Origin of the sequence: Roseivivax sp. THAF197b (genome assembly GCF_009363255.1) — a bacterium.
In the GTDB taxonomy this organism is placed as follows: domain Bacteria; phylum Pseudomonadota; class Alphaproteobacteria; order Rhodobacterales; family Rhodobacteraceae; genus Roseivivax.
In genome coordinates this window covers 1-19,814 of record NZ_CP045318.1, presented here as the reverse complement: position 1 = coordinate 19,814, position 19,814 = coordinate 1, and the positions used below count along the sequence as shown (strand labels likewise).

General features: G+C 61.8%; 16 protein-coding genes and 1 pseudogene. 2 read left to right on the top strand and 15 right to left on the bottom strand.

Features of this window, described 5'->3' with window-relative positions; all coding sequences use genetic code 11:
- Positions 1-7: 7 nt before the first annotated feature.
- From FIV09_RS00095 to FIV09_RS00055, 9 genes are all read right to left on the bottom strand, one after another.
- Positions 8-772: an SDR family NAD(P)-dependent oxidoreductase gene (locus tag FIV09_RS00095; protein WP_152448076.1), complete on the bottom strand. Its 765-nt coding sequence runs from the start codon at positions 770-772 to the stop codon at positions 8-10.
- Positions 772-1,821, bottom strand: a complete 1,050-nt coding sequence (locus FIV09_RS00090; protein ID WP_254702445.1) for an ester cyclase — start codon at positions 1,819-1,821, stop codon at positions 772-774. The genes FIV09_RS00095 and FIV09_RS00090 overlap by 1 nt, the downstream gene beginning before the upstream one ends.
- A gap of 20 nt (positions 1,822-1,841) precedes the next feature.
- Positions 1,842-3,152, bottom strand: a complete 1,311-nt coding sequence (hisD, locus tag FIV09_RS00085; RefSeq protein ID WP_152448075.1) for a histidinol dehydrogenase — start codon at positions 3,150-3,152, stop codon at positions 1,842-1,844.
- A gap of 11 nt (positions 3,153-3,163) precedes the next feature.
- Positions 3,164-3,694 (bottom strand): ester cyclase, encoded by a 531-nt coding sequence (locus FIV09_RS00080; RefSeq protein WP_152448074.1) that lies wholly within the window; start codon positions 3,692-3,694, stop codon positions 3,164-3,166.
- Positions 3,691-4,710, bottom strand: a complete 1,020-nt coding sequence (locus tag FIV09_RS00075) for an ester cyclase (protein ID WP_152448073.1) — start codon at positions 4,708-4,710, stop codon at positions 3,691-3,693. Before FIV09_RS00075 ends, FIV09_RS00080 begins: the two co-directional genes overlap by 4 nt.
- Before the next feature lie 3 nt (positions 4,711-4,713).
- Complete coding sequence (locus FIV09_RS00070) at positions 4,714-5,595, bottom strand: carbohydrate ABC transporter permease (protein ID WP_152448072.1); 882 nt, start codon at positions 5,593-5,595, stop codon at positions 4,714-4,716.
- A gap of 10 nt (positions 5,596-5,605) precedes the next feature.
- Positions 5,606-6,637, bottom strand: coding sequence for a carbohydrate ABC transporter permease (locus FIV09_RS00065; protein WP_152448071.1), 1,032 nt, complete (start codon positions 6,635-6,637; stop codon positions 5,606-5,608).
- Positions 6,638-6,706: 69 nt separating this feature from the next.
- On the bottom strand, positions 6,707-7,963 hold the full coding sequence (locus FIV09_RS00060; protein WP_152448070.1) for an ABC transporter substrate-binding protein: 1,257 nt from the start codon (positions 7,961-7,963) through the stop codon (positions 6,707-6,709).
- Between the two features lie 90 nt (positions 7,964-8,053).
- Positions 8,054-9,103, bottom strand: coding sequence for an ABC transporter ATP-binding protein (locus tag FIV09_RS00055; RefSeq protein ID WP_152448069.1), 1,050 nt, complete (start codon positions 9,101-9,103; stop codon positions 8,054-8,056).
- Between the two features lie 114 nt (positions 9,104-9,217).
- Between FIV09_RS00055 and FIV09_RS00050 the strand changes: the two genes are divergently transcribed.
- Positions 9,218-10,222 carry an ester cyclase gene (locus tag FIV09_RS00050; protein WP_152452247.1) on the top strand — a complete coding sequence of 335 codons (1,005 nt, stop codon included), beginning with the start codon at positions 9,218-9,220 and terminating at the stop codon, positions 10,220-10,222.
- Between the two features lie 141 nt (positions 10,223-10,363).
- Here FIV09_RS00050 and FIV09_RS00035 read toward each other — a convergent pair.
- Positions 10,364-11,249, bottom strand: a pseudogene (locus FIV09_RS00035) (IS3 family transposase); the annotation flags it as partial.
- 320 nt (positions 11,250-11,569) lie between these two features.
- On the opposite strand from FIV09_RS00035, the gene FIV09_RS00030 reads away from it, so the two are divergent.
- Positions 11,570-12,538 carry a DMT family transporter gene (locus FIV09_RS00030; RefSeq protein ID WP_152448066.1) on the top strand — a complete coding sequence of 323 codons (969 nt, stop codon included), beginning with the start codon at positions 11,570-11,572 and terminating at the stop codon, positions 12,536-12,538.
- A 333-nt stretch (positions 12,539-12,871) separates the two neighbouring features.
- Here the strand turns inward: FIV09_RS00030 and gyrB are convergent, their stop codons facing one another.
- From gyrB to dnaA, 5 genes are all read right to left on the bottom strand, one after another.
- The gene (gene gyrB / locus FIV09_RS00025; protein ID WP_152448065.1) at positions 12,872-15,289 is read right to left on the bottom strand and encodes a DNA topoisomerase (ATP-hydrolyzing) subunit B; all 2,418 of its coding nucleotides are present in this window, start codon (positions 15,287-15,289) and stop codon (positions 12,872-12,874) included.
- Between the two features lie 80 nt (positions 15,290-15,369).
- Entirely contained in the window at positions 15,370-15,990 is a 621-nt protein-coding gene (locus tag FIV09_RS00020; protein ID WP_152448064.1) for a LysE family translocator, read from the bottom strand.
- Complete coding sequence (gene recF / locus FIV09_RS00015; RefSeq protein WP_152448063.1) at positions 15,987-17,096, bottom strand: DNA replication/repair protein RecF; 1,110 nt, start codon at positions 17,094-17,096, stop codon at positions 15,987-15,989. Before recF ends, FIV09_RS00020 begins: the two co-directional genes overlap by 4 nt.
- 85 nt (positions 17,097-17,181) lie before the next feature.
- Positions 17,182-18,300, bottom strand: a complete 1,119-nt coding sequence (gene dnaN / locus FIV09_RS00010) for a DNA polymerase III subunit beta (RefSeq protein WP_152448062.1) — start codon at positions 18,298-18,300, stop codon at positions 17,182-17,184.
- A 143-nt stretch (positions 18,301-18,443) separates the two neighbouring features.
- Positions 18,444-19,814, bottom strand: coding sequence for a chromosomal replication initiator protein DnaA (gene dnaA, locus FIV09_RS00005; protein WP_152448061.1), 1,371 nt, complete (start codon positions 19,812-19,814; stop codon positions 18,444-18,446).

Below are 19,814 nucleotides of genomic sequence, written 5' to 3'. Positions count from 1 at the left end.
CCCATCATCAATCCGCCGTCCATCCGCCGTCCACCATCAGCGCTGTGCCGGTGATGAGCGCCGCCGCGTCGGACGCAAGGAAGACCGCCGCACCCATGACATCCTCGACCTCACCGATACGACCAAGCTTGATCTTTTCCTCGACCCAGGCGCGACGCTCAGGCCGGTCGAAGGTCTGTTTGGTCAGTGGCGTAACGACGAATGTGGGGCAGATCGTGTTGACGCGGATACCGAGGGGCCCCCACTCGATCGCCATCGACTTGGTGAAGCCCTCGACGGCGTGCTTGGTGGCGGCATAGACTGCGCGGTCGATCCCGCCGACCTTTGCCATCTGGCTGGATATATTGATCAGCGAGCCAGGCTTGCCCGCGTCCGCTAACCCCTTGGCGACGGCACGAGTCAGGAAATAGGCGCCTTTCACGTTAAGGTCGCTCACAGAGTCGAAATCGGCCTCCGTCGTTTCCAAAGCCGGGGAGTGACGTGCCAACCCGGCGGAGTTGATCAGAATGTCAAAGGGGCCGTTCGCGGCCACGGTTCGCTCGGACGCTGCAACGTCAGAGACGTCGAGCGAAAGCACCGTGGCCGCGTGGCCAGAAGCTGTCAGCGCGTCGGCCAACGCCGACAGCTTGCTGGCCGATCGAGCTGCCAACATCACCTCTGCGCCGGCCTCTGCCAGAGCCACCGCACAGGCCAGCCCGATGCCCGAAGAGGCACCGGCGACAAGCGCGCGCTTGCCGTCCAAACGGAACGAAGGGGTGCGCGGCAATTCCATCAGGCGGCTCCAACCGGGAACGGCAGGCGGCCTTGCACGCGCACCTTGTTGAATTCTCGTAGCCGGGCAAAGACGTCGACTCCAAGCTGCCGATAGGCGTCCAGAATATCGACCATGACCCAGTTCTCGCGGATCTTGCCGTTCTCCAGTCGCCAGAAATCCAGCGACCGCATCGTGATCTTCCTGCCTGAGGGCGCGATCCCCATCCAGCCGTCATGGGTGACCGTCTGGATCATGTTCGGCCAGCCGGTGACAGCGGCATAATCGCCATCGCCGAAGAAGTGATAGGTGATATCGTCCACGTACTTGCCGCGGTCGGGCATCCCGTTGAGGAAAGGGATCTGGTGCCAGTTGCGGAACCCTGCGATGCCGCGCCCGGTGCCGATACCCGCCGGGCCGTACCAGTTCATGCGTTCGTGCCAAAAGCGCTCCATCTCCATCACTTCCGGCCCGCCCTGGCTGGGGTGCTTCTTGAGATGGGTCAGCATATCAATGATGTGCTGCTGCGAAGCGCGGGATTTTTCCGCGTCCCACGGTCCCGGCACGATTCCGTCCAAAGTCGCGGGACCAGGGATGCAGAACTCCAGCCCCAGGCTCGGCGCCATCGGCCAGGCGCGCGCCTGCGTCATCACCTCGGGGATATCCCAGAGCGTCTGGATTTCGACGACCCGGCCCTCCTTGAGCTGGTAGAACTCGTGAAACCGCATATGGGTCAGGTGTCCGGTGGGTGGGATGTCGAGCCAGGGGGCGACGAAGGTCCCGAAGTAATGTCCGCCGCAGCCGACCCAGTCGCTGCCATGCTCATCCGGCCCACCCATGACGATCCAGTCGCGGCGTTCGAGGTCCGGCATGGCCTCAAAGAGCGGCGCGTAACAGGCGTCATAGAAGGCGTCCGGCCCTTCGAAGTCTCCGAATGGGTGCGGCATGTGGATCATCGCGTCCGGCGCGAGGGCCGAACGCAGTGCGGTGCGGACGCCGTCCGCATCGAAATCCACCATCGCCGCGCGCAACGGCGCGAGTGCGGCCTTGTTCTTAGTGTGAACGTCCATCGGGTCGTCTCGCATGTCTGTCACTCGGCCGCCGTGCCATAAGCCACGTTCTTGCCCCCGTAACGGCGCACTCGAATGTTGCACTGCTCGGCGTGGCCCACGAAGCCTTCCAGCATGCAAAGCCGCGAGCCGTATTCTCCGATCATCGCCGCCGCCTCGTCCGTGACAATCTTCTGGTAGCTGTGTGTCTTGAGATACTTGCCGACCCAGAGCCCGCCGGTATAGCGCCCGGCCTTTTTGGTCGGCAGCGTGTGGTTGGTGCCGATCACCTTGTCGCCGTTCGCGACGTTGGTACGCGGGCCGAGGAACAAGGCACCGTAGCTGTGCATGTTCTCCAGATACCAGTCGTCGCGGTCGGTCATGACCTGCACATGCTCGTAAGCCATGTCATTGGCGACCTGCAGCATCTCTTCGTGCGTGTCGCACAGGATCACGTCGCCATAGTCGCGCCAGCTGGCCGAGGCGGTTTCAGCTGTCGGGAGGAGGTCCAGCAGGTGGTCTATTTCCGCCAACGTCGCCTCGGCCAGTTGGCGCGAGTTGGTGATCAGGCAGGCGGGCGAATTGTACCCGTGTTCTGCCTGCCCCAGCAGGTCGGTGGCGCAAAGCTCAGCATCCACGGTGTCATCGGCGATGACCATGGTCTCGGTCGGTCCGGCGAACAGGTCGATGCCGACGCGCCCGTAAAGCTGGCGCTTGGCCTCGGCGACAAAGGCGTTGCCGGGTCCAACCAGCATATGCACCGGGTCGACGGACTCCGTTCCGATGGCCATGGCGCCGATGGCCTGGATCCCACCAAGCGCGTAGATCTCATGCGCGCCGCCCAGATGCATGGCGGCAATGACAGCCGGGTTCGGTTCACCCTTGAAGGGCGCGGTCGCCGCGACAATACGGGGCACACCCGCGACGGTGGCCGTTGCCACCGACATATGCGCCGAGGCGACCATCGGGAATTTTCCGGCGGGCACATAGCACCCCACCGACTGCACGGGGATGTTCTTATGCCCGAGGATCACGCCAGGCAGGGTTTCGACCTCGATATCTTTCATCGCGTCCCGCTGCGCCCGGGCGAAATCCATCACCTGGGTCTGCGCGAACTTGATGTCCTCCATGTCGCGGGCCGAGACCCTGGACATCAGCCCTTCGATCTCACCTTGTGTCAGGCGGAAGCTTTCGGGCGCATAATTGTCGAACTTCTGGCTCATCTCGCGAACTGCGGCGTCGCCGCGACACTCGATATCTTTCAGGCCGGCTTCGACGATGCTGCGTACCTTGGTGTCGTCTTCGGCGCGGTCGGTTTCAGGTTTCGATGTCTTGATGCGTTCGATGCTCATCTCAGTAATCCTCAGTTTGCGGGTCTGGGCGGGGTCTTCTCGCCCCGGTCGAAGGCTTCCCAGCCCTCGCCGTTGAAAACGTCATGGCCCAACTGGGCCAGCACATGCGGGAAATCGACCATCACCCAGTTGTCGGTTATCTTGCCGTTCTCGACCTTCCAGAAATCCATGTACCGGATTTGGATCCGCTTGCCGGTGGGCGCGATGCCCATGAAGGTGCCGGAATGGGTGGCATCCTGCCGCCCGAAAGCGGCGGCCCATTCGCCCATGTAAAGCCGGGCCTCGTCGATGCAGGTCTTGTCGGAGAACGCGGCCTGGAACGGGCGCTGCCAGTTTTCCTGGAACTCCTTTAGGCCCGTCTTGGTCCCGCAGCCCTGGTTGCCCATCCAGCGGAAACCATCGGCAAAGAACTGGCCGATATCGTCGATCCGATGGTCGTTGAGACCATCCACCATGCCTTCGATCACGGCACAGGTCTCGTCGGTCTTGGTCATGTCCGTGCCTTTTGTGAGCACGGCCTGTTCCGGGCGCGATCCTTTCATGCGACTTTCCTTTCAATCGGCATGGAATGGAGGCGGCCGAGAATATCCACGCCCAATTGCCGGTAGAGATCGAGCATATCGACCATCACCCAGCACTCGCGGACCTGCCCGTTCTCGACTCGCCAGAAATCAAGCGAGCGGCGCTCAATGCGGCGGCCGGTGGGCGCAAGAGAGAGGAACCCGTCCCCCGAATGCGTCGCCGTTCCGGAGGGCCATCCGGTGAACGCGACAAGGTTCCGATCCCCGAAAAACACTCCTTCGTCGAGGTGGCGGATGTTGTCGGAAAGCCCTTCGCGGAACTGCCGAAAGATGAGATTGGCAATGCTGTTGTGCCCGCGTGCTGATCCAAGGCCAGTCGGCCCGTACCAGAGCGCATGGTTATGCCAATACCCACCCAACCCCCGTTCTGGCGTCTCGGCGGTTCCTTGTTTGAGTTCGTGCAGCATGTTCCAGACCAATTGCACCGAAGCATCGGCCTGCGCGTCATCAAATGGCGTGGCGATGGTCCCCTGCCCGTCCGCCGGGCCGGGGCACATCCATTCCACCCCCCGCTGCGGAGCCATCGGCCAGACCCCGGCCTGTTGCATGAGCTGCGGGATGTCCCAAAGACCCTCCATTTCGACGATCCTGCCGTTGTCGAAACGCAGGTATTCCTGGTAACGCATGAAAACAGGGGTGTGACTGGCAGGGATGCCCAGCCAGTCATGGCTTAGCGTGCCGACGAAATTGCCGCCGAGGCCAACCCAGTTGCCAGTTTGCCCGACACCCCAGCGCGGCCCGGCCATGACAATGAAGTCGCGGCGCTCAAGGTCCGGCATTGCGGCAAAGAGCTGCGCATAGACCCGGTCCCATAGATCGTTCGGTCCGTCCACATCCTGAAACGGATGTCCAAGGCGGATACGGGCGTCCGGCGCAAAGCCCTCTATGATGGCGGCCTTCGCCTGCGCGGCATCACAGCTTGCAAGTGCGGATCGCAGCGCGGCAACAGTAGCCTTGTTCTGGTCGTGGACCGTCATCGTTTACCCCTTCACGGCGCCCGCGGTCAGTCCGCTGACGATCTGGCGCTGGAAGAACAGGATCAGCACGAACAGGGGCGCAGTGGCCGAGACGACGGCGGCGACGGCGTACATCACTTTGCCTTCGACCTGCGTCGTGCCCATGAAGCTGTTGATGGCAGGGATGATTGTCTCGTTCTGCTCGCTCAGAAGCATCACGGTCACGGTGAAGTCATTGTAGGCGAGCAGGAAGCTGAACAGCCCCGTGGTGATGACGCCCGGCCACATGACCGGCACGATCACATGCCGGAACGCCTGAAACCGGGTGCAGCCATCGACCATGGCACTTTCGTCCATATCCTTTGGGATGTTCTTGAAGAACGAGTGCAGCATCCAGAGCGTGAAGGGCTGATTGATCGCCACGAGCACGATGATGGTCGTTGGCAGGATGCCCCAGACGTTCCACTCGAAGAACCACAGCAGGTAGCCCGAGACGAGCGTGATATGAGGCATGGCGCGGAACACAAGCGCGGCCATCAGGATCCAGAATGCATAACGGAAACCGGACCGAGCCAGAGCATACCCACCCAGCGTTCCGAAGGTCAGAGAGATTATCACTGTGAAGAATACGACGATCCCGGTGTTCTTGAAATTAAACCAGAAGCTTTCGTCGATCCAGGCACCGCGATACGCCTCGGTGGTGAAGGCACTGCCGGTTTGTGCAATGGTGTTCGTGCCTCTGATCGCGTTCATCCAGTCAGCCTTGGACAGGAAGTCCGCCTGCACCTTGAAACTGCCCCAGAAGGTCCAGAAAAACGGGAACGCCGCGATAATGAGCCAGAGCAGGACAAGGCCGAAGGAGGCGATCTTGAGTGGGGTCAGGCGGGATTGAGCTGCGGTTGCCATGATCGACTCCTCAGTGGGCTTTACGGGTGAAGTCACGCCATGTGCGGACCAGGACGGGCATCATCAGGATCACCACCAGAATGATCGTGAGCAGTGAGGTCGCGCCCGCGGAAGCGTAGAGCGGATTGCCGCTTTCACGCAGGTCGTTGAAGATGATCCAGCTCAGTGACCTTGCATGGGCCTCGGCAGAGAAACTTACGATCGGTTCAAAGACGCGGAAGTTGTCCATGATGAGCATCAGCGTCACGAAAGACACCAATGGCATTAGATGCGGCACGATCACGTGGATCAGGCTTTGCCATTTCGAGGCGCCGTCGATCTTCGCCGCCTCCAACGTATCCTCGGGAACGGTCTGCAAGCCCGCGTAGAATGTGATGAAGCTGAACGGCAGAGTGTGCCAGACGCCGTAGACCATCAACATGGTCCACATCAGCGGGGTCGAGGCTTTGAGACTGAGCGACGGATCGTTGAAAATGTTCTGGATCGTCGCTCCGATCACGCCGTCCACGTCCACCATCCAAAACAGGATCAACGAACCGACCAGCGGGGTGACCAGGAACGGCAGAAGAGAAATGAAGATTGCAAATCCCTTGAATGCGCGGGGGAGATTGTTCACGCCCACGGCAATCGCGAGGCCCAGGATGAGCACCAGCGGCGTTACAATGAAGGTATACGCCAGCGTGAAAGTGAGCGCGTTGTAGAACGGTAGGTTATAAACCTCGCGCCAGAACTCCCCCAAGCTGCTCGAAGCCGACCAGGCCTCACCAATGTCGGAAATCGCAAGATGCGAACGGTTGAAATAGGTGTTCAGACCATTGAACCGGCCCAACGGTTGCTCCTCGCGGAGTTTTTGGGTGGCTTCGAGGTCGATCGAAGTGGTTTCAGTGCAGCCGAACGGACCGCAGCTCTCGGAGACCACCTGCACCTGTTCATGCTCGACGAACAGGGATTGAACGAAAACGGAGACGATGGGCAATGCGATGAAGAGGATCATCGCCGAGAGTGTCGGCAGGATGAACCAGAAAAAGGTGCGATGCTTCATGGCGTACGTCCCGGATGAGGCTTGGAAAGAGGGTGGAAGGGGCGCGCAGGCGCCCCTCCCGTGAGGCGGTTACTTGAGAAAGCCCGCTTCCTTTGCTGCGGTCACATAAGCGGCCTCGACATCGCCAAGCGCTTTCTCGGCGCTCTCCCCGCCCTTCAGGAAATCGGCCAGCTCGGACCCGAGAGCGTTATGCATCAGCCCGATCTGCGGGATCATCGGGTAAGGCTGTGCACCGCCCTGAGCAGTAGCGGCGACACCCGCCGCGGCGGGTCCCGGCTTAAAGCCGTCCAGTAGCCAGACCGCGTCGTCGTTGTTCGCCGCGACCATATCCGCGTTCATTGCGCTGGCCAGCGCGGCAAAGGTGGCTTCGGCCTCTGCGTCGGAGACGTTGGTGGAGATGGTGAATCCATCCCACCACAGGGTCGCGCCGGGCACGCCACCGGGTTCGGCCGTCGGTGCCGCGGACAGAACCGTGTTGGCGGTGATTTCGTCGGTCGAACCTTCATCGTCGAGGATCGGCGCGCCCCGCGAGCCCCACATGATCCCCAGTGCTGCCTGCCCTGCCTCCCACAGACCTTGGGTCTCATTGGAGGCTTGCGTCAGATGATCGGGGTGCGCGTATTCGACGAGCTCTTTGAGGGTATTTAGCGCGGCAACCCCCTCAGGGCTGTTAATCGCAGGCTCTGCCGTGCCTGGTTCAAAGAATTCACCGCCATGCGCCATGAACACGAGGTTAAAGGACTCGCCCACGTTCCAGCCGGTCTTCATGTTCATCACAATGGGATGTTCCATGATCCCGGCCTCGCGGATCGCTTTTGCCGCAGCGATGACCTCGTCATAGGTGGAGGGGATTTCGTCAATACCGACCTCAGCCAGGATGTCCTTGCGTGAAAAGAGATGCTGCGCGTTGGCCATGAACGCCACCGCCATGACATTGCCGTCGAGGGTGATCAGCAGGTTTTGCGGCAGGTTTTGACCGTATTTCTCAACCAGATCGTTCAGCGGGCGAACGAGGCCATCGTTCATCAGCTGTGTGAGGGTCGCGTTGGCAACGATCACCGAAGTATATTCCGCAGGGTCGGGCGTGAGCGCCGCATTCATGATCTGGCGCGCTTCAGTAGTGTGGTTGCGGGTGAATTCCTCGGCCTGTGCGCCGCAGTTCTTCTCGGCCTCGTCGACCACGGCATGGATCGCCGGAAAGTCCGAGGCGAGGATGCGGATCGATTGGCCCTCAGGACCGCACATTGCGCCATGCCCTTCGGCAAAGGCAGCGCTGGACATCAAGCTTACAAACAGGCCGGTCGTCGCAATCTTCTTCAGAAACATGTCATTCTCCCTGCGTTTCTGTTGGGTGGACACGCCCTGCAATCACGCGTCCGCTGACTGCCCTCGGGTCACCCCGAGAGAGAAAGTTTATCAATTCCCGATACGCTGGCCGGTTTGGCCGTCGAACAGGTGGCAATGGTCGATGGGCACTTGGATCGAGGCCATATCGCCGATCTCGGCACGGAACCCCTTGTCAGCGCGCACGCTGACCAACGTCCTACCCAGACGCACCGTGACCATGGTTGCGTCACCCAGCAATTCGAGCGTGTAGATCGGCGCGTTGATCTGCCCACCGCTTTCGACCACCCGCGCATCCTCTGCTCGGAAGCCCAGCGTGACCGTGCCGTCCGGCGCGGAAAGCCCGTCGATGCGGGTCTCCGGCGCGGTGAAGCAGCCATTCGCGGCAGAACCTTCGATCAGGTTCATCGCCGGCGATCCGATGAAGCTGGCAACGAAGGTGTTGGCAGGGAAGTCATAAATCTCAGTCGGGCTGCCCACCTGCTGGACGATGCCTTTCTTCATCACCACCACGCGGTCGGCCAGCGTCATGGCTTCGATCTGGTCGTGAGTGACGTAGATTGTGGTGACGGATAATTCGTGGGACAGGTTCTTGATTTGCGCCCGGGTCGAGACCCTGAGCTTGGCGTCGAGATTCGACAGCGGCTCATCCATCAGGAACACGTTGGGTTCACGAACGATGGCGCGAGCCAGAGCCACGCGCTGGCGCTGACCGCCGGACAGTTCCGCCGGCTTGCGGTGCAGAAAATCGTCCAGTTCAACCATAGCGCTGGCGCGTCGCACCTTTTCGTCGTGGGTCGAACGGTCGACGCCGCGCACCTTCAGAGGAAAGCGGATGTTCTCGTAGACATTCAGGTTCGGGTAAAGCGCGTAGCTCTGGAACACCATCGCGACATCGCGGTCCTTGGGCTCCAAGTCGTTGACCTTGCGATCGCCGATCCAGATCTCACCATCCGACGGATCCTCAAGACCCGCGATCATCCGCATCGTTGTGGTCTTGCCACAACCTGACGGACCCAGCAGCACCAGGAACTCACGGTCGGCGATCGTCAGATCGAAATTATCGACCCCGACAAATCCCCCCCACCGCTTACAGACATTTCGGAGCTGTATTTCGGCCATCTGAGCCCCCTTGAGACATGGCTGGCAAATTTTGCATACGTTTTCAAAAACGATAGACTCGCTTCGACCAGTATGGCAACGTTTTTTTGCAATCGTATGCAACATGCGGGATTCATGATGAGTTTTCAGAAAGAAAAACGGTTGGTCCGCGCGCTGTATTCAGCGTTGGAGCGCGCATCTCCTAACCGAATCGGCCATGTTTTGTCCGAATTCATGGCCACCGATGCGTTGTGGCGAGGCTTTCACCCGTTCGACGAACTGACCGGGGCAGAAGCTGTGGCGGAGCAGTTCTGGAAACCGCTGCGCCTGTCGCTGAGCCGCATGCAACGTCGGCAGGACATATTCTTTGCCGGCAAGAACGAGATTGACGGATTCACCGGCACCTGGGTGGTGTCGATGGGCCACCTGATGGGGCTATTCGACCGGCCATGGCTGGGCATCGCACCGACCGGAAAAATGGTTTTCTTGCGTTACTGCGAGTTCAACCGGATTGAGAACGAACGCATCGCAGAGACAGCGATGTACTTCGACATCCCGCACCTGATGATGCAGGCCGGGCTCAATCCCTTTCCACCTCAGACCGCGGCCCACCTGGTACAGCCCGGCCCACTGACGCACGATGGATTGCTTTTTGATGACGCCCTCGATGCCGAAGGCCAGGCGACGCTCGCCACGATCAACGCGATGATCGGCGATTTGGGCACATGGCAATCAGGTCTCCCGCTTGAGGAGGAGCTGGCCCAGAGCTGGACTGACGATATGGTATGGTGGGGGCCTGCAGGCATCGGCGCGACCTACACGATCGAACGCTACGCAAAGCAACATTCCGGCCCATTCCGTGCGGCCTTCAAGGACCGATCGAAGACCCGCCACCTCGCTCGGCTCGCAGAGGGGCATTATGGAGGCTTCTTCGGCTGGCCAAATTTCACCGCGCGCCATTCAGGCGGTTTCATGGGCATGCCTGGGTCAGACAGGCCCGGAGAGATGCGGGTCATCGATATTTACCGCCGGGATGGCAAAAAGCTTGCCGAGAATTGGATATTCATCGATCTCCTGCATTTCTGGAAAACACAGGGCGTCGACATCCTGAAACGTACAGTCGCGATTGCTGACTCATGAGCAAGCTTTTCCACTTCAAATCGACCGTCGTGCCGGACTGGATCGACTATAACGGGCATATGCGGGACAGCTCTTATAGCCTCGCCTTTAGCTTGGCAGTCGATGCGTTTGAGTGGAGTTGGAGTTCACTCTCGTGGACGGTTATGGGCTTTCAGTTTCCAGCCCTTCAGCGGCGGCCCTTTCGTAATTGATTGGTGACTTGTATCCCAAAGCCGAATGGCGGCGCGAGGGGTTGTACCAGCCTTCGATGAACTCGAAGCAGGCGACACGGGCCTCAGCCACGGTTTTGAACTTCCGGCGATCGAGGAGTTTGCAAAAGGGTGGCGAAGAAGCTCTCGCACATCGCGTTATCGTAGCAATCGCCGACCGAACCCATGGATGTTCGGACGCCCATTTCCTTGCAACTGAGCCCGAAGGCCACGGATGTGTGTTACGAGCCCTGGTCGCTATGATGGATGACGCTAACAGGTTTGCGCTGTGCGACCGCCATGTTCATCGCATCGAGCACCAGCTGGGTTCTTCTCTGCCGGGTGCCCATGGCCCAGCCGATGACACGACGGCTGAAGGCATCGAGCACCACCGCAAGATACAGAAAGCCCGCCCAAGTCGGCACGAAGGTGATGTCGGCCACCCACAGCAGGTTAGGCGCATCGGCATAGAAGTTGCGGTCAACCAGATCAGTTGCCGGGCGCGCCCTCGGATCGCGCTCTGTAGTCACTATGAACTTGCGGCGGCGGACACCCTTCAAGCCCTTGGCTTGCATCAGCCGCTCGATGCGCTTGCGACCGACAAAGACGCCCTCATCGGCCAACTCGGGTTGAAAGCAGGGCGCTCCATAGGTCTCTTTTGATGCCTTGTGGATCGCCGCGATCCGTTTGGTCAGTGTCTCATCGACAACCTGCCGGGCACTCGGGCAGCGGCTGTGATAGGCATAGAGTCCGCTGCGGGACACACCCAGCGTGCGCGACATCATCTGGATCGAAACGCGCAAAGGGACCCTGCTTGCAGCCGAGTACGTGGCGTGCGCCTGCTCCCCAATCGGTCCACACAGCGGACTTTGGTGCAACTTGCAGCGAATGGCGGCTGTCCGCCCAAAATCCTCGCCCTGGATTCAGCTGCCAGATGAATCAAGATCCCCACACGAACGCCAGATGTGAAACATTAGCTTTCTCGGCGATTGAGGTTTCGTTCAAGTGACGGGACGCTGATTACCACGCTGCAAACCGCCGCTTTGACCCGGGCCAAAAAGCCCGCGTTGATCATCCCAAAACGCAGGCGTAGAGGGGGATCACACGCGATTCGACGTGGCTGCCTGGAAACACAGGCACCTCTCAAGGAGACCCCGTCATGCAGGCCCTTACCCCCAATCTCAAGGGCGCGCTCTTGGGTCTGCTTGGCTACGCGATCTATGCCACGAATGACATCGTCATCAAGGTGCTGGGGCAAACCTATGCACCGCTGCAGACGCTCTTCTTCCTGGTGCTGTTCGGTTTTCCGATCACGCTGTTGATGCTGATGAGCGACCCGGCGGAAGCGAGCCTCAGACCGCGCCGCCCGCTCTGGGTGGGGTTGCGCGTGGTAGGCTATATCCTGAACTCGATCTGCGCATTCTACGCCTTCGCCGTTTTGCCGCTGGCCCAAGTCTACAGCCTTTTGTTCACCGCACCACTGATGATCACCCTGCTTGCATGGCCCATCCTCGGCGAGCGGCTGGGGGCGCATCGGCTCGTGGCAATCCTGGTTGGGTTTGCAGGCGTGCTCATCATCCTTCGGCCGGGAAGCAGCACCGAGCTGGGACTCGGGCATCTCGCGGCGTTCGGGGCCGCCTTCGGAGGCGCGCTGGCGGCGGTGTCCGGGCGCAAGGTGTCCGGTGTCGAGCGGAGCGCTGTGTTGCTGCTGTATCCGATGCTGGCCGCCTTCGTGCTTTCCGGGATGGCATTGCCCGCGGTCTACAAACCAGTACCGCTTGAACACCTGGCGCTGTTCGGGCTGGTTGCCGCCTTGAACTTCTCGGCGCAGCTGACCGTCATTGCCGCTTTCCGATCCGGCGAGGCAGCGGTTGTGTCGCCCATGAACTACAGCCAAATCCTGTGGGCCGCGGCATTTGGCGCGCTTCTCTTCGGCGAGACAATCGATAACTCGACACTGATCGGCAGCATCGTGGTGATCGCCTCGGGGCTTTACATTGTCGTCCGCGAGCAGACGGGCGGACGGTCCGTTGTCCGACCTGTGATGACCACGCTGTCGCGCTTCTCGATCGCGCCCGCCGCCTTGCGCGTTGCGAATTACCGCGGGCGCAAGGCGAGACGGGAATAACCCCCCTTTTCGAGGGTTGGGGTCTGCTCGGCGGGCCTCCGAAATCAGAGAGCGTACAACCTGTATGCCGGCGGAAGTGCACGACCGCTCGCCTGACCCCCAAAACGCCTACCAATCTGTAGCTCGCCGCACGTTCACTTTCAGCTTTGGTCCCTGACGTTGCGAAAACGCGACGGTGGCCAAAATGTCGTGGGCGCGCTGTCTACGCCCATCATTTTCCAATCTTGCCTTGGGAGAGCGCATTTTTGGCTGAAAAGACTGGCGCGCAAACCTATGCGGAAATCGCGCAAGATTTTGGGTATCGCGCAAGGTATTGCGCAATCCTACAATTCCTCAGAAGTCGAGGTTTTCCACGCTCAGCGCATTCTGCTGGATGAAGTCGCGGCGCGGCTCGACCACGTCACCCATCAGCTTGGTGAAGAGATCGTCCGCCTCGGCCATATCCTCAACCTCGACGCGCAGAAGCGTGCGGGCATCAGGATCGAGCGTCGTCTCCCAAAGCTGGCTCGGGTTCATTTCGCCCAGACCCTTGTAGCGTTGCAGCTGGTTACCCTTCTCGCCCTCTTCGAGGATCGCCTCCAGCAGATCGAGCGGGCCGTGGATCACCTGACGGCGGTCCTTGCGCTGCAGGAAGGCGGGACTGCCATAGACGGCTTGCAGTGCCTGGGTGAAGCTGCCGGTGCGGCGCGCCTCGCCCGAGCGGAGCATGGTGCCGTCAAGCGTGCGCACCTCCTCGACCCCGCGCAGGATGCGGGCAAGGCGGATGCCGCGGTCCTGGGTGATGCGGCCCTGCCAGCCCTTCTCGTATTCCACGGCAATGAGGTCGAGCCGTTCGGCCACGCGGTTCGCAACGCCCTGCAGGTCCGCATCGACCGCACCCGGAACGAAGGCACCCGCAATCGCGGCCTGTTCGAGGATGCGGCGCGGATAATGCGTCGGGAAGGCATCGAGCACACGCTTCAATTGCCGCGCCTCGTCCACCACGCGCACGAGGTCCGTGCCGGTGATTTCCTCGCCGTTGCCCTGCTGCAGGATGGCGCCTTCGGTGCCCTGCTGGATCAGGTAATCCTCGAGCGCGGGCGTGTCCTTCAGATAGACCTCGGACTTGCCGCGCGAGACTTTGTAGAGCGGCGGCTGCGCGATGTAGAGGTAACCGCCCTCGATCAGCTCAGGCATCTGGCGATAGAAGAAGGTCAGAAGCAGCGTGCGGATATGCGCGCCGTCCACGTCGGCATCCGTCATCAGAACGATCTTGTGGTAGCGCAGCTTGGAGATGTCGAACTCGTCGCGCCCGATCCCGGTGCCCAGCGCCATGACGAGGTTGCCGATCTCCTGGGAGGACAGCATCCGGTCAAAGCGCGCGCGCTCCACGTTCAGGATCTTGCCCTTGAGCGGCAGGATCGCCTGCGTGCCCCGGTCGCGGCCGGTCTGAGCAGAGCCGCCGGCGCTGTCACCCTCGACGATGAACAGCTCGGTCTTGGCGGGGTCCTTCTCGGAGCAATCCTTGAGCTTGCCCGCGAGGTAATTCACGTCCATCGCCGTCTTGCGGCGGGTCAATTCGCGGGCCTTGCGGGCCGCTTCGCGCGCCATCGCCGCCTCGACGATCTTGCCGACGATCATCTTCGCTTCGTTCGGGTTCTCCTCGAACCATTCCGACAGCTTCTCGTTCATCAGGCCTTCAACGGCGGGGCGCACTTCGGACGAGACGAGCTTGTCCTTGGTCTGGGACGAGAATTTCGGATCGGGCACTTTGACCGACAGGACGCAGGTCAGACCCTCACGCGCATCGTCGCCGGTGAAGCTGATCTTCTCGCGCTTGGCGATGCCGCTTTCCTGCGCATACTTGGTCAGCGTCCGCGTGAGCGCGCCGCGAAAGCCCGCCATATGCGTGCCGCCATCGCGCTGCGGGATGTTGTTGGTGAAGGGCAGGACGTTCTCGTGGTAGCTGTCGTTCCACCACATCGCGACCTCGACGCCGATCCCGTCCCGTTCGCCGGTCATGTAGATCGGCTCCTCGATCATCGGGGACTTGGAGCGGTCGAGATACTTCACGAATTCCTTGACGCCGCCGTCGTAGTAAAGCTCCGAGCGCAGGGGCTCGGCGGGGCGCTCATCCTCCAGAACGATGCGCACGCCGGAGTTCAGGAAGGCGAGTTCGCGCAGGCGCTTTTCCAGGATGTGGAAGTCGTAATCGAGGTTGGAGAAGGTCGTCGTGGACGCGAGGAAGCGCACCTCGGTGCCCTTCTGGCCGTTTGCGTCGCCCACCTCCTTGAGATGCTCGACCGTCTCGCCCCGCTCGAAGCGGGCCACATGCTCGCGCCCGTTGCGCCAGATGCGCAGCTCCAGCCAATCGGACAGCGCATTCACCACCGAGACGCCCACGCCGTGCAGACCGCCCGAGACCTTGTAAGAGTTCTGGTCGAACTTCCCGCCCGCATGCAGCTGGGTCATGATGACCTCGGCCGCCGAGACGCCCTCTTCCTCGTGGATATCGACCGGGATGCCGCGCCCGTTATCGGACACCGACACGCTGTTATCGGCGTGCAGCTTGACGTTCACGCGGGTGGCGTGACCGGCCAAAGCCTCGTCGATGCCGTTATCGACCACCTCGTAGACCATGTGGTGCAGGCCGGAGCCGTCATCGGTGTCGCCGATATACATGCCGGGCCGCTTGCGCACGGCCTCCAAGCCCTTGAGAACCTTGATGGATCCAGCGCCGTATTCTTCGGGCACACCGGTGCTCTCTGCCATGGGAATTTTCCTTGTTCTTGTCCGGCATTTTATACGAATTCTGGTGGGGAATGTCACGCCATTGCCCCAGATTTTGCGTCTCAGGTGAAGGGGATAATGCACCCCACGCCGATCAGCAGACATCCGGCCGTTATATTGGTCCGGCGCACGGCCTCGGGGCTCGACAAAAGCCGCTTCACCCGGTCGATCGACACGGCGAGCATAAGGTTTCCAACGAGCGGCACGAACGCCGAAATCAGCGAGATCACGGCCATGTCGGCCCATGTCACGCGGGTGATGTCAAAAAAGCCCGGCAGCATGCCCATGTAGAACAGGATCGCTTTCGGGTTGCCGATGATGACGGCAAGTCCCGCGACGAATCCCGCCCACATGCCCGGCCGCGTCAGGCGGCTATCGCCCGAGAGGTCCGTGTCTGCATTGCGCAGGATGAGCGCCCCCATGACGAAAAACGTGGCCGCCGCGACCCAGCGCAACGCCTCGATGAATCCGCCATAGACCGAGACGATCCAACTGACGCCGAGGATGGCCAGAAAGGGCCAGAGCATATCACCCACGACCACGCCCAGCGCCAGTGGCCAGGCCGCGTTGAACCCGCCGGACAGCGCGCGGGCGACAAGGGCCACCCAGACCGGGCCGGGTGTCAGGAACAGGATCAAAAGCGCGCCCGCATAAAGCGTCAGTTCGGTCAGACCGAGGGTCATGGTTGCTCCTTCTGGGTCACCCGGCTTTCGCCCGCCGTCTCGGTCACCTCGATATATTGCGCGCGGTCGCCCAGTTCGGCGAACAATTCGGGCCCCGTCCCAGTCATCCAGGCCTGCGCACCAAGCGCCGTGACCTCCGCGTAAAGCGCGGCCCGACGCCCTGCATCGAGATGCGCGGCCACCTCATCGAGGAGCAGAAGGGGCGGCGCACCGAAATCGGCGGCGATGGCCCGCGCATTGGCCAGAATGAGCGAGATCAAAAGCGCCTTCTGCTCCCCTGTGGAGCAATCCGCCGCCAAGACGCCCTTGGCTGCGAACGTCCCGACGAGGTCCGCGCGATGCGGGCCGACCAGGGTTCGCCCGGCCATCAGGTCCCGCGGGCGCGAGGCCGCCAGCGCATTGCTCAGCGCCGCCTCGCCTTCGGGCAGGTCGCCATCTGCGTGGACTAGGTCGAGCGTGGCGGTTGGAAACGCCGTCTCCGCCCCGTCCTGCGCATCTGCAAGACGGGCCAGGGCCACGCGGCGGTTCGCGTCGATCACGGCGCCGGTGCGGGCCATCTGCGCCTCAAGGGCCCGATACCAATGCGCATCGCGCACATTGTCCTTCAGCAGGCGGTTGCGGTCGCGCATGGCCTTCTCGTAATCGAGGCTGGCCTCGGCGTGATCGGGAAAGAAGGACAGCGTCATCCGGTCGAGAAAGCGCCGTCGCCCTTCCGCCCCCTCGATCCACAGCCGATCCATGGAGGGCACCAGCCACAACACCCGGGCAATTCGACCGAGCTGCGTCTGCGGCTGCGACTTGTCATCGATGCGCACCTGTCGGGGCTGGCCGTTCTCGGACAGGAACGCGACCTCCGACCGGCCCTGCGGCCCCGCCACGATGCCTGAGATCTTCCAGCCCAGCGCCTCCGGCCTGCGCGCCATGTCCTGCGCGGAGGCCCGCCGCATGCCTCGCCCCGGGGAGAAAAGCGACACGGCCTCCAGAAGGTTCGTCTTGCCCGCGCCATTCGGCCCGAAAATCGCGACGGGCCGGGTGTCCACGGCCATGTCCGCCCGCCGATGCGACCGGAAATGCGACAGGGTGAGCGTCTGAAGAGCGAGGTTCATATCCGGCTTTAAAGACGCTCCGCCCGGAAAAGCAAAGGCCCCGCGCAGCGCACGGGGCCTGATGGACAGTCTTGAGCGTCGCGGATCACACCCGCATCGGCATGACCACGTAGACCGCGCTTTCGTCGGTGCCTTCGCGCATCAGCGTCGGATCGCCTGCCGAGTTGAACATGAACACGGCATTCTCGCGGTCGACCTGGCTCGCGATCTCGAGCAGGTATTTCGCGTTGAAGCCGATCTCCAGCCGCTCGTCGCCATAGGCCACGGCGAGTTCCTCTTCGGCGGCGCCGCTGTCGGGCGCGTTCACCGACAGGACCAGCCGGTCCTCGTCAAGTTGCAGCTTCACCGCGCGGGAGCGTTCGGAGGAGACGGTCGAAACGCGGTCCACGGCCTTTGCGAACTCGGACGCATCCACTTCCAGCCGTTTCGTATTCGCCTGCGGAATGACGCGGGTATAATCGGGGAAGGTGCCGTCGATGACCTTGGAGGTCAGGGTGATGTCGGGCGTGGCGAAGCGCACCTTGGTCTCCGAGACGGACACCGCGATATCCATGTCATCATCGTCGAGAAGCTTACGCAGCTCGCCCACGGTCTTGCGCGGCACGATCACGCCCGGCATGTCATCCGCACCCAGGGGCAGATCCGCATCGATGCGCGCAAGGCGATGACCATCGGTGGCCACGCAGCGCAAAACCCGGCCATCCGCGCTTTCCGCGACATGCATGTAGACGCCGTTCAGGTAGTAGCGCGTCTCTTCGGTGGAGATCGCGAATTTCGACTTGTCGAAAAGCCGCCGCAGCACGGCCGCCTTGATCGAGAAGTTGGAGGCGTATTCCGAGGTCGCCATGACCGGGAAGTCTTCCTTGGGCAGCGTCGCGAGCGAAAAGTTCGACCGACCCGCCTCGACCGTGAGGCGCCCCGCCGCGCTGTCCTCGGACAGGGTCACGGGCGCGCCGTCAGGCAACTTACGGACGATTTCGTGCAGCGTCACCGCCGAGACCGTCGTGGCGCCTGCGCGCTCCACCTGGGCCGGGGCCTTGTCGACCACCTCGATATCGAGGTCGGTCGCGCGGAATTGCCCGGTATCGCCTTCGGCCTCGATCAGCACGTTGGCGAGGATCGGAATGGTGTTGCGCCGCTCGACCACGGATTGGGCCTGGCTCACCGCCTTGAGCAGAGCCCCGCGCTCCATGCTGACTTTCATGATCTATCCCTCCAGAGACACCGATGCGGCGCGAGGAGGTCCTCACGCCGTCAGGTTTCCCGTTTTGTCCGACGTCTGCACGGGGGCGTCAAGGCCGCTGGGCCTGGACGCGACCGCTATGCGTCAATTGTGGTGACGGAGACTCATTCCTCGAGCGCGCGGCGCAGCAATTCCACGTCTTCGGCAATCTGCGCATCCGACCGCATCAGGTCCTCGATCCGCTTCACGCCGTGCATGACGGTGGTGTGGTCGCGCCCGCCGAAGCGGCGCCCGATATCGGGCAGGGACCGGGCGGTCATCTGCTTGCAGAGATACATGGCCACCTGGCGCGGACGCGCGAAGTTGCGCACGCGTTTCGGACCGATCAGATCGGACAGACGGATATGATAATGCTCGGCGACCTTGCGCTGGATTTCCTCGACGGAGATCTTGCGCTCGGACGCGCGGATCACGTCCGACAGGCAATCCTGCGCCAGCTCCAGCGTGACCGGTTTGCCCACCAGCGACGCGAAGGCATAAAGCCGGTTCAGTGCCCCTTCGAGCACGCGCACGTTCGACGAGATCCGGTGCGCAAGGAAGGCCAGAACGCCGTCCTCAATGACGACATCGGGATAGTGCTGCCCGTGGCTTTCGCACTTGGATTGCAGGATCCCGAGACGCAGCTCGTAATCGGTCGGGTGCAGATCCACGACAAGGCCCGATTGCAGGCGCGAGCGGATCCGGTTCTCCATATCCTTGATCTCGTCCGGGGCGCGGTCGGCGGAGATGACGATCTGCTTGTTCTGATCCACGAGCGTGTTGAACGTATGGAAGAACTCTTCCTGCGTGGAATCCTTGCCCGCGATGAACTGGACATCATCGACCATGAGCACGTCGACCGAACGGAAGAGCGACTTGAAATCCATCATGCGGCGGTCACGCAGCGCCTGGACGAAGCGGTACATGAACTGCTCGGCCGAGAGATAGAGAACGTTCAGCTCGGGATTGCGGGCGCGCAGTTCCAGCGCGATGGCGTGCATCAGGTGGGTCTTACCAAGGCCCACGCCGCCATGCAGGAACAGCGGGTTGAAGGTGACCGGTCCGCCCTCGGCGACCCGGCGCGCCGCCGCGTTCGCAAGTTCGTTGGGCTTGCCGACCACGAAATTGTCGAAGGTGAGCCGGGAATCGAGAGGGGCGCTCGGCAAAAGATCGGCGCCATTAGTGGAGGCGTCGGCTGGGGCGGCAGGCTTGGACGGACGTGCGGTTGCGGAGGCAGGCGATGACGCAGCGCGATCATGAGAGACACGGAACTGGATGCGGCGCACATCCGGCTCGATATGAGAGATCCCCGCAAGAATCGCGTCCCCGAAATTCTGCGAAACGTAATTTCCGACGAAATGCGTTGGCGCCTGCAAAACCGCGACGCCTTCCTTGTAGCCGTCAAATTTGAGTGGCTTGATCCACGTGGCGAAATTGTTCTCGCCCAGCGTCCGCGCCAAATTGTCCTGAACCGTGCCCCATTGCTCCAGTGTCAT